The organism is Aestuariivita sp. (genome assembly GCF_049276915.1).
Taxonomy (GTDB): domain Bacteria; phylum Pseudomonadota; class Alphaproteobacteria; order Rhodobacterales; family Rhodobacteraceae; genus Aestuariivita.
Map to the genome: position 1 here is coordinate 1 of NZ_JBASXK010000029.1, position 10,018 is coordinate 10,018.

Consider the following 10,018-nt stretch of genomic DNA (forward strand, 5'->3'; position numbering starts at 1 on the left):
AGCCACGGCAGCATCGTGGGGTTCTGGAACGCCATGCCAATGCGCAACTGCCTGACCGACGCCTCCCTGCCACCGACCAAAACGACGCCGGAAGATCTGCCGAACAAACTGCCCACCGAGCAGGTTCTCACTGCGCGTGATTGCGACGAATGGCCCGTTCTGATCGAAAAAGTCGAAGGTGAATTCCGCCAGACGCACGATCGCCTCGCACGGCGGCAGCGTATCCAAATGCAAATCGGATTCCTTGGCGCGGATCTCCGCATAGATCTGACGCAGAGCGGCAAGGTAGAGATCGTCCTTGCTGCCGAAATAGTGATAGATGAGGCGCGGATTGCAGGCCGCGCGCTGCGCGATCTTGTGAATTTTCGAGCCATCATAGCCGTGCGCAGCGAATTCCGTCAAAGCAGCCTCGAGAATCTGCGCTTTCGTACGCTCCGGATCACGTGAGCGAACTGCTTTGCCATTTCGAATTATCGACGCCATGGCGCAGCGCTATCAGACCGAAGCAGATTAGCCAAGTTGCCGTTGGCTTGAGTGCAAGGGTGGCAGCTACTCATGCGAGTTCATCTCAGGAAAACGCACCCTAAGTCCTGATGCCGAACCTACAATGGGCATTCCTTTTGGCGACTTGGAAGAACGTGCATTTCGGTATGAACACGACGGCGATGGAGTTTACCTAGACTGCAATATTGTTTCGTTCTTCTAAGGAGCGAGACGCTGATTTCCTATGAACCTTGAGGCCAATCGATCGAAGGGGGTTCTGCTGCGCCAAGCCATTCACCGCAAACGGCTTTCTGATTTCAACTCCCCTGCGCAGAACTCGCCAGGTTACCGGCCAAGCTGTTGACTGGCCGGTGAAAACGCCGCTGTTCTGTCCGGCATTCAGGATAGCGCCAAGGCCGAACCGACCCCAGTTATCGGGGCGGTGTGGGCGCGAGGGCGGGTCGGACAAAAGCCGCAGACAAGTGGCGTATCCTGCCAATGTCCTAGCTTCTCCCTAACCGCCTATGACGCGCTGCCCGCTTGGGGCATCCTTCACAGCAATACCTGGCATCTGACCTGCGCCATGTTTGCAGATTTTCCCAGCACCAATCACACCGCCATGTACCGCGCTGTAGCCGCCTGAAAATTGTTACCGCCCGCTTGAAACGGTTCTGGCTACTGTTGCTCCACAGATAGCCCTCATGGGTGACTGTGATCCGGCCTTCGCAGCGCTCTGAGATATAAACCCCGTCTGGGTCAGGTGCTGGCATGGAAAGCCCTCCAACTTGATTTAATCGCAACGCAGAGGCGGGTTGCCGCATACTGCTCGAAACGATTTACCTGTTTTGTCATTCTTGGCCTCTCACGAATTCACGGAATTCTTCGCGCTCCACCGGGGAAAACCGATTGAAGCAGGCAACCGCGTAGGCCGCGCGTTCTTCTGGCCCTGCCAGATCGGCCCACCACCCCGCATCGGCCACGATATCGTCCAGGGTGGGCAGTGGCACGCCAGCGCAGCCCAGCGCCGCTCTGGCGACCATGAGGGCGAGTTCCGGCTCGGTGGCATGCAATGCCGCCCAAGCCTTTGCAGCAGCCTCCTGTGGCGTCATACGGGCCTGCCAGACGGCAGAGGCGGCGTACCAGGCGTCGGGCGTGTCCAGCGTCAGGGCATAGCCCAGAACCTTCGCGGCCTTCTCGTGCTCAGACTTGGCATATCGCGCCTTCATCGAGCGGGGGGCCGGGCGTGTTGCCCGACCCTCCACTGCCTCTTTCCCGCGCACTGTCATTGCGTCACCCCATAGTGCAGTTCCGCAACAAGCTGCGCGGCGGTTTCGGACAGCCCGTGTTTGCGGCGCAGGTGTCGGACCTGAGTCGGACGCGGATCGCTGCGGCGGTTTCTGGTATCCGTCCTCATGCCGCACCTCCGAACTTTCTTGGAAGAGCGTCCAGGGTCGCCATGGCATCAGGGTCAATCTGGCCGCACAAGGCGTGGCTGTCGCGGATGAGCGACTTTTGGGCAAGATGGTAGCTGACACCAGTCCACCGCGCCTGGGGCAGAGTGATACAAGGCTTATGTGCCTCTCGACCACACCATTTTTTCCATAAAATGAAAACGTTACGGCTATTTTCGCATCCTTCGGGGTGCGTTTTTGCGTTGCGAGGGCTGTGACCTGCCCCTTGTGGCGCAAGGGATAAACTGCCCGGTCGCGGGATGGCGACATGTCTGGCAGCGCCCGCGTCAGGCCGGCAGTTTTCTGCGGACGCTGATCAACAGCCCGATTGTCAGAATGACCAGTGCCAGGATGCTTGTGAGGCTCAGGGTTTCGCTCAGCAATACAGCGCCCAAGACGGCACCGCCCCCCGGCACCGCAGCAAGGATCAGAGAGGTGTTGGCATTGCCGATCGTGCGGGACGCATGCGCGATGAACAAAAGCCCGATCAGATTTGGCACAAAGCCCTGATAGACCGCCTGCAGAACAAGCGGGCCCAGCGGGGCATCTGCAATGCCGGAGGGCAGCCAAAGCGCCCAGATCGGCAGATAGAGGACCGCATTGACGATGGTCCCGCAAAAAATGATCTGCATCGGGCCAAGTTGCCAGCGCTCGGACAGGACGACATAGGAGGCGAAAAAGACTGCTCCGGCCACGAACATCAGATCGCCAATCCATGCGCCCTTGATGCTGGAAACGCTGGCGTCCCAGGCCAGCACCACCGCTGAAACAAGAACCAGCACAGCGCCGATGACCTGGCGAACGCCGGGCAGAACCCGGAACAGGAAAATGCCGAACAGGATACTGATCAAGGGCAGCACCCCGTTCATGAAGATCCCGCCATGGGCGGCGGGGGCATAGAGAAAGCCGGAAAAGACGATCAGAATATAGACCGGCCCCAGAATGAACGAGAGCAGGGCGATCTGCGTCAGGCGCATCCCGCGCCATGGCTTGTAGTAAAGGCACAGGGGCAGGGCCACCAGAGATGCCAGCCCATAGCGCATCGCCGCCAGATCATAGACCGTCAGCCCGCTTTCGTTCGCAACCCGGCTGACGATCAGCCAGAAGGACCACACAAGGACGATGGTCCAGGCCGCCGCATAGCCCGTGACATGTGAAGAGGAGCGTGTGGGCATCGGCGCTGTGTTCAATCTGCAAATCAGGGGAACGCTCCCCAGGTTCCAGCTCTAGGAGGTGAGTTGGGGCGAGACAAGAGAGGTTTGAGCCAAAAGTCGATGGTCAAGCAGCTCCCGGCAGGATCGGGTCGGGGTCCGCTCAGCCCAGAACGGTCAGCCAGCCCCAGACGGTCAGGATAGACACTCCTGTTGCGATCAGCACCGAGGATGCTGCCACACGCCGGGCGCGGCCATAGGTGTTGGCAAAGATATAGGCATTGAAACCTGGTGCCATCGCAGCGGTCAGAACCCCTGAGCGGAACAGATCGTCGGGCAGGCTGAGTGTTTTGCCCAAACTCCAGGTGATGGCCGGATGGATCAACAGGGCAATCACGCAGACCATCGCAATCGCGCGCAGATCGCCTTCCGGGCGGTACTGAACCAGAACGCCGCCCAAAGCAAACAGCGCGCCGGGCAGGGCGGCGGCGATGATGAGCGAGAGCGCGTCATCAATGGCACCGGGCAGGGTCCAGTCGTTGAGATTGAACAGGAACCCCAGCATAATGCCCAGGACCAATGTGTTCGAGAACATCCCCTTGAACACAGCCAGCAGCAAACTGCGCCCGCTTTTGCCGCGGTTGCGGACCGCTTCCATGGTCGTGATCCCCAGCGCATAGCAAAACGCAGAATGCATCGCGATGATCGCGAAGTTGCCCACCAGACTATCCGGGCCATAGGCGCGTTCCGTGATCGGCAGACCCAGCAGAACCGAGTTCGAGAACAGACCGCAAAAGCCGATAGCGACGCTGTCCTCCCAGTCTCGTTTGAACAGGACCCGCGCGCCAAGGATGCCAAGACCAAAGCAAATGGCCGAGCCCGTATAGTAAGACACCAGAAGGCGCGGGTCGAAGCTGGTCTGCAGGTCCAGATTTGCGATGGCTGAAAACAGCAGACAGGGGATCGCAAAGCCTTGGGTGAATTTCATGATGCCGTCGATATTGGCAAAGCTCAGGTATCCGGCCCGCGTGGCGGCGTATCCCGACCCGATCACCAGAAAAACCGGCAGAATGACGTCGATCAGCGTTTGCAGCATCTGTGGGCCTCGGTACCTGTGACCAAGTGGCCATACGGCAGTCGTTTACAGGCCAAGTTCGATGACCATCCCGTCAAAGGCGGGTTCTATGTGATCGGCGGTTTCCTCAAGCAGCGTCTGATAATCCAGATCAATGTGCATGTTGGTCAGCACTCCACGCTTGGGGTTGGCCCGCGTGATCCATTCCAGTGTCTGATCCAGATGGGCATGGGTCGGATGCGGAGTGCGGCGCAATGCATCCACGATCCAGACATCCAATCCTTCAAGAACGGGCCAGACATCATCCGGGATCTGTGCCACATCCGGCAGATAGGCCAGACCTGCGATACGAAACCCAAGGGCTTCGATGCTGCCGTGGTTCACTTCGAACGGGTCAAAGGCGATTGGGCCGCCCGGCCCGTCCACCTCGAAGGTGCCCGAGATCGTTTTCATGTCGAGGATCGGCGGATAGGGAGAACCTTCTGGCTGCACGAAGGCATAGCCAAATTTGGAAAACAGCGCGTTCTGCGTGTCTCCGTCTGCCCAGACCGGGATGCGCGACCGCATGTTGAACACGATCATGCGCAGGTCGTCGATGCCATGCACATGATCCGCGTGGCTATGTGTATAAACCACCCCGTCCAGCCGTCCGGTGCCCGTATCCAGAAGCTGCGATCGCATGTCCGGCGAGGTGTCGATCAGCACGCTTGTCGTGCCCTCGGGTCCGTCCCGTTCGACCAGCATGGAACAGCGGCGTCTGCGATTCCTGGGGTTGTGCGGATCACAGTCGCCCCAATGACCGCCAAGGCGGGGCACGCCCCCCGAAGATCCACAGCCCAGAATGGTAAAGCGCAACCTGTCACTCATGCGGCGGCCTTCCATGCGGCGGCTTTGGAAAACAGCCTGTCGAAATTGGCCTGCGTGCGGGCTGCGAATTCGGGATACTCAAGCCCGAAAACATCCGCCCCGACCCGCGCGGTATGTGCGACAAAGGCGGGCTCGTTGCGTTTGCCGCGATGGGGTGGGGGGGCAAGATAGGGGGCGTCGGTTTCCACCAGAATACGTTCGACCGGCGCGCTGGCGAAGATATCGCGCAGCTCCTGCGAGCGTGGAAATGCCGTGATGCCCGACATCGACAGGTAAAACCCCAGATCAAGCGCGGCTTTGGCAAGATCCGCGCTGGAGGAAAAGCAGTGCATCACGCAGGAATAGGCCCCGGCGCGGTACTCGTCGCGCAGAATATGGGCCATGTCGGCGTCCGCATCGCGCGCGTGAATGATCAGCGGCAGGCCCGTCTCACGCGCGGCCGCGATATGCAGGCGCAGTGAGGTCTGCTGCATCCTGGCGCTTTCAGCGGTGTAGTGATAATCCAGACCGGTCTCGCCGATGCCCACCATCTTGGGATGGCGCGTCAGGGCGATCAGCTCATCTACGCTGGTCATCGGCTCGGTCGCGACGCTCATGGGATGGGTGCCTGCGGCGTAGAACACAGGGTCATGGGCCTCGGCAATGGCGCGGATCTGCGGTTCCAGGCGCAGCCTTGTGCAGATCGTCACCATGCGCGTCACTCCGGCCTCGGCTGCGCGGCTGAGAACAGCATCCATCTGACCTTCGAAATCCGGAAAATCGAGGTGGCAGTGGCTGTCGGTGATCTGGGCTGTCTGCGTCATGTGATCGAAGGCTGGGCCGTCCTTGCAATGCTGAAGATCGTATCTAGGACAAGAGCGGCAGGGTCAAGGTTGACTGCCAGCCCGTGACGCGCGCGCGCACTGATATGTGCAGCTGTATCCGCCCAGGCGCGTGCAGCGCGTGCATCCGGGGCGAGCCGCGCGAAGACCTGCGCCTCACCGGGGGCGGCTTCGGGCAAGGCGGTGCCCGTTGCTCCGGTGCGCGCGAGCCGTGTGAGGGCCAGGTCCAGAAGGTCGAACATCAACAGCAAACGCTCGCCATTGCGCGCGCCCGCCACGCTTTCGGCCAGAGCGCGCGCCCGGCTGCGATCAAATGCAGGCAAGGTGGCCAGCAAGGTGATCAGCTCGCCATAGAGCTTCAGCCCGTCCTGATTGAGCAACCGCAACGCCGCGCCCACCGATCCGCCCGACAGTTCCGCCAAAGCCTGCGCCTCGGCCCCCTCGAGAGCCACACCGCCTGCCTGTTCCAATGCCGCTGCCATATCGCCCGCGTTCAGTGCCGTCAGGCGTAACGTTCGACAGCGCGAGCGGATCGTGGGCAGCAATCGCGAGGGCTGATGCGCGATCAGCATGAGCGTGGTGCGGGCAGGCGGTTCCTCGAGCATCTTCAACAGCGCGTTGGCAGCCTGCGGGTTCATGTCATCGGCAGCATCCACGATCACCACACGCCGCCCGCCATCGGTGGCTGACAGACCGAAAAAGCGGTTGAGTGCGCGGATATCGTCCGCACGGATCATGTCGCTGAGGCGACCATTGTCGTTGACGGTGCGGATCACGGTTTTCAGACCCGGCTCTGCCCCGGAACGAATCCGCCGTGCAACCGGGTGCTCGGGGTCGATGTTCAGGGTTTCGGGCGGGGTGGGTTCCCCAAACAGCCCGCCGACCTCTTCAACCGGAGTGGCCAGCAGGAAACGCGCGATGCGATAGGCCAGTGTCGCTTTGCCAACGCCCTTGGGCCCGGTCAGCATCCAACCGTGATGCATGCGTCCCGATGTGAAGGCGCGCAGGAAATCCTGTTCTGCCGCACCCTGACCCAGCAGATGCGGTGAGTGGCGCGGATGGGGGGCACCCGGTGCCTGATCCGGCGCATGATCGTCTGTGTCGGTTGAACTCATGTCAGGGGTTTAGCAGGCCGCGCGGCGAGGGCAAACACTCAGCTCTGCACCAGCTTGTCCAAGACGATGTCGCGCACGTCGCGCGCGACGGCTTCGATCTCACGCGCGCCGTCTATTACGCGAAAACGTTCGGGAAACTCGGCCGCCAGGTCAAGAAAGCCGGCCCGCATGCGCTTTTGCAGATCTTCGCCGAATTCCTCAAAGCGCTCTTCGCTGCCCTTGCGGGACAAGGCGCGATCCAGCCCAAGACCCGGTTCCATGTCGATCAGCAGCGTCAAATCCGGCTCTTTCGCGATCATGAGCCTGTGCAGTTGATCCACCATGGCGCGCAGATCACCCCGGCTGAGCCCCTGATACATTCGCGTCGAATCGGCGAAGCGGTCACAGATCACGATCTGCCCCCGCGCAAGGGCCGGGTTGATCACCCGTTCAAGGTGGTCGCGCCGCGCGGCGGTGAAAAGCAGGATTTCAGTTTCGGGCGACCAGCGATCCGTAGCCCCTTCGAGCACCAGCGCGCGTATCTCTTCAGCTCCGGGAGAGCCACCGGGTTCCCGCGTCAGGATCACATCGTGACCAGAGGACCGCAGGTCATCGGCCAGCAATCGGGCTTGCGTAGACTTTCCCGACCCGTCGATGCCCTCAAAGGTGATGAACAGCCCGGCCTTGGTCACATTGCGGTCTCGGGGCCCTGGACGATCTGCTGAAACAGCAGATTGGCCGCTGTGCGCACGCGCACCACGAAGCCGCCACGCTCAACCGCCTGTTCGGCGACCAGAGGCACGCGCACTTCGGGCAGCCCTTCGGGCGAAAATACCAGTTCACCAAGCACCTGACCAGCTTGGACAGGTGCCTCGATCGGCCCGTTATAGACCACTTCGGCATCGATCGCCTCGGCCCCCAGAACGGGGACCAGCGTCGAGACGTCTTGCGGGGCAACCAGGGCTACCGTCGGCTGGGATCCCATCCAGACTTCGGCTTCCGCGAGGCGGGTTCCGGCTTTGACAAGTTCGCTTTGGGTAAATTGGCGAAACGACCAGTTAACAATGGCCTCGGCCTCCTCTGCGCGGGCGCGGTCCGTCTCAAGGCCCGAGATCACGAAGATCACCCGGCGATCGCCCTGTTTGGCCGAGCCGACAAGGCCGAAACCGGCCTCCTGAGTATGGCCTGTTTTCAGGCCATCGGCACCGATACCCAGACCCAGAAGCGGGTTGCGATTGAACCGGTTGGCAGGCTCTTTCTCGTCAAACAGGAATTCCTTTTCCGCAAACATTGGATAGAATTCGGGGAAATCTTCGATCAGGCGTTGCGCCAGAATAGCGAGATCGCGCATCGACATCCGATGCCCGGCGGCAGGCCAGCCCGATGAATTCATGAAGGTCGAATTCTCCATGCCCAACTGTTTGGCGCGCTGGGTCATCATGCGGGAGAAACCGGCCTCGGTCCCGTCCGGGCTCAGGGCCTCGGCCAGCACCACGCAAGCGTCATTGCCTGACAAGACGATGATCCCGCGCAGCAGGTCCTCGACCGTGACGCGGTCAGTGGTGTCCAGAAACATGGTCGATCCGCCAAAGGACATCGCATGTTCCGAGACCGGCAACCTTTCGGTCAGATCCAGCCGCCCATCGCGCACCGCCTCAAAGCCCATGTAAAGCGTCATCAGCTTGGACATGGAGGCGGGCGGCAGAGGCTCATAGCCATTCTTGGACATCAACACCGTGCCGGTGGTTTGATCAAGCACATAGGCCGAGGTCGCCCGGGTGTCGAACGCAAGCGCAGGCAGTGCAAGTGCCAGGCTCAGCACCGCTGCGCTGGTTAGTCGGGTGAGGGCCGCGAAAGGCTGTTTCATGGATCAAACTCTCCCGGTTCAATTGGTAACAGGATAGGCATCCGAAAAGCCCACATCCTTGACCTGCCTGAGCAAGGTAGAGCGTTCAGATGCGGATTGCGCAGGGCCGACAACGACGCGCCAGAACCGTTTGCCATTGGCTGTCTGCTCAAAGACAGTGGGTACCATGCCCGCACTGCGCATCATGCCGGCCGTGTTATTGGCATTTTCCTCGACGCTGAAAATGCCGATCTGAATGTAGGGCTTGCTGAGTGACGAGGCCACACGCGTCGCCTCGGGCGCGGGCGCGGGCGAGGGGGCGGCGGCTGGTTGCGGGCTGGCCGTCGGGACCGGTGGCGTCGAGCCGACTGCCGAAGCTGTCGCGGCCGCGGCCACCTGTTCTTCGTCCAGAGCTGCGCCTGCCTGTGCGATCGGATCCAGCGGCTCTGCGGTGATCTCTTCGGCGGTCTCGATCCTGTCAACGTCTTCCGGCGGTGCAGCCTCGGGGACGGATTCACGCACCAGAGCGGTCACGTTCAGCTGCACCGGGGCCCCGGCCAGCATGCCCAGAGCCGCCGCCGCATCAGATGATGTCTGCAGCCGTGGTCCGGGAATATCACGCTCGCGGCGGAACAAGGCACCGATGACGAACCTGCCATTGGCCGAATTGCGAATGATCACACGTTCAGGTTCGCCAACATCGGGATGCGCAACCCAGACGCCCCCCAGAGAGGGGCGGCCGTCCCAAAGCCCGGCTTCGGTGACCTGAAACACCTCTGGTGCTTCGACATCGCGTTCGACCAGCTTGGTCGCGGCCGGGGCCGAGGCGACCTCGCCGGTGCCGCTGGTTGAAGGTTGCAGGAACGCTGGCATGTCTTCACACCCGGCCAACAGCGCAAGGGCGACTGTCAGCCCTGCTGCGCGAGTGGTTACTCTTTGCATCACGCGGTGATGTCTCATGCTTGTCGCCCTTTGCCCGTTCATTGCGGCGTATTCTTTACGCTCTGATCCCCGTCCGGATTGCTTCCGGCGAGGCGCTGCCTTCTGGTTGATAGGCAAGATAGCGCCAGTCACGCAGCAAGGGAAGCATCGGCTTTCACCATCGGCAATTTTCCCCATGGGGGCCTGCCCATTTCCTCTTGCTCATAGGCGTCTTGCACCCTAAACCCGGCCGCGTTGGACCAGCGACCGGGGAGGTGGCAGAGTGGTCGAATGCGGCGGTCTTGAAAA

Annotated in this window: 11 protein-coding genes; all 11 read right to left on the minus strand. The window is 61.3% G+C overall.

Translation table 11 applies throughout. The features are described from left to right. Positions 1-483, minus strand: a 483-nt coding sequence (locus tag WAO69_RS02830) for a TetR/AcrR family transcriptional regulator (RefSeq protein WP_422176530.1), incomplete at its 3' end; no start/stop codon positions are given. An 848-nt stretch (positions 484-1,331) separates the two neighbouring features. After that, positions 1,332-1,769, minus strand: coding sequence for a hypothetical protein (locus WAO69_RS02835; RefSeq protein WP_422176531.1), 438 nt, complete (start codon positions 1,767-1,769; stop codon positions 1,332-1,334). Next, positions 1,766-1,897 carry a hypothetical protein gene (locus WAO69_RS02840; RefSeq protein WP_422176532.1) on the minus strand — a complete coding sequence of 44 codons (132 nt, stop codon included), beginning with the start codon at positions 1,895-1,897 and terminating at the stop codon, positions 1,766-1,768. Before WAO69_RS02840 ends, WAO69_RS02835 begins: the two co-directional genes overlap by 4 nt. A gap of 324 nt (positions 1,898-2,221) precedes the next feature. Continuing rightward, positions 2,222-3,109 carry a DMT family transporter gene (locus tag WAO69_RS02845; protein WP_422176533.1) on the minus strand — a complete coding sequence of 296 codons (888 nt, stop codon included), beginning with the start codon at positions 3,107-3,109 and terminating at the stop codon, positions 2,222-2,224. A 139-nt stretch (positions 3,110-3,248) separates the two neighbouring features. Then, positions 3,249-4,181 carry an AEC family transporter gene (locus WAO69_RS02850; RefSeq protein WP_422176534.1) on the minus strand — a complete coding sequence of 311 codons (933 nt, stop codon included), beginning with the start codon at positions 4,179-4,181 and terminating at the stop codon, positions 3,249-3,251. Positions 4,182-4,226: 45 nt separating this feature from the next. Continuing rightward, positions 4,227-5,027: an MBL fold metallo-hydrolase gene (locus WAO69_RS02855; protein WP_422176535.1), complete on the minus strand. Its 801-nt coding sequence runs from the start codon at positions 5,025-5,027 to the stop codon at positions 4,227-4,229. Next, positions 5,024-5,830: a TatD family hydrolase gene (locus WAO69_RS02860; RefSeq protein WP_422176536.1), complete on the minus strand. Its 807-nt coding sequence runs from the start codon at positions 5,828-5,830 to the stop codon at positions 5,024-5,026. The genes WAO69_RS02855 and WAO69_RS02860 overlap by 4 nt, the downstream gene beginning before the upstream one ends. Next, entirely contained in the window at positions 5,827-6,963 is a 1,137-nt protein-coding gene (locus WAO69_RS02865) for a DNA polymerase III subunit delta' (protein WP_422176537.1), read from the minus strand. The genes WAO69_RS02860 and WAO69_RS02865 overlap by 4 nt, the downstream gene beginning before the upstream one ends. Positions 6,964-7,001: 38 nt before the next feature. Next, positions 7,002-7,634 (minus strand): dTMP kinase, encoded by a 633-nt coding sequence (gene tmk, locus WAO69_RS02870; protein ID WP_422176538.1) that lies wholly within the window; start codon positions 7,632-7,634, stop codon positions 7,002-7,004. Next, complete coding sequence (locus WAO69_RS02875) at positions 7,631-8,809, minus strand: D-alanyl-D-alanine carboxypeptidase family protein (protein WP_422176539.1); 1,179 nt, start codon at positions 8,807-8,809, stop codon at positions 7,631-7,633. Before WAO69_RS02875 ends, tmk begins: the two co-directional genes overlap by 4 nt. 18 nt (positions 8,810-8,827) lie before the next feature. Further along, positions 8,828-9,748 carry an SPOR domain-containing protein gene (locus WAO69_RS02880; protein ID WP_422176540.1) on the minus strand — a complete coding sequence of 307 codons (921 nt, stop codon included), beginning with the start codon at positions 9,746-9,748 and terminating at the stop codon, positions 8,828-8,830. Positions 9,749-10,018 lie beyond the last annotated feature (270 nt).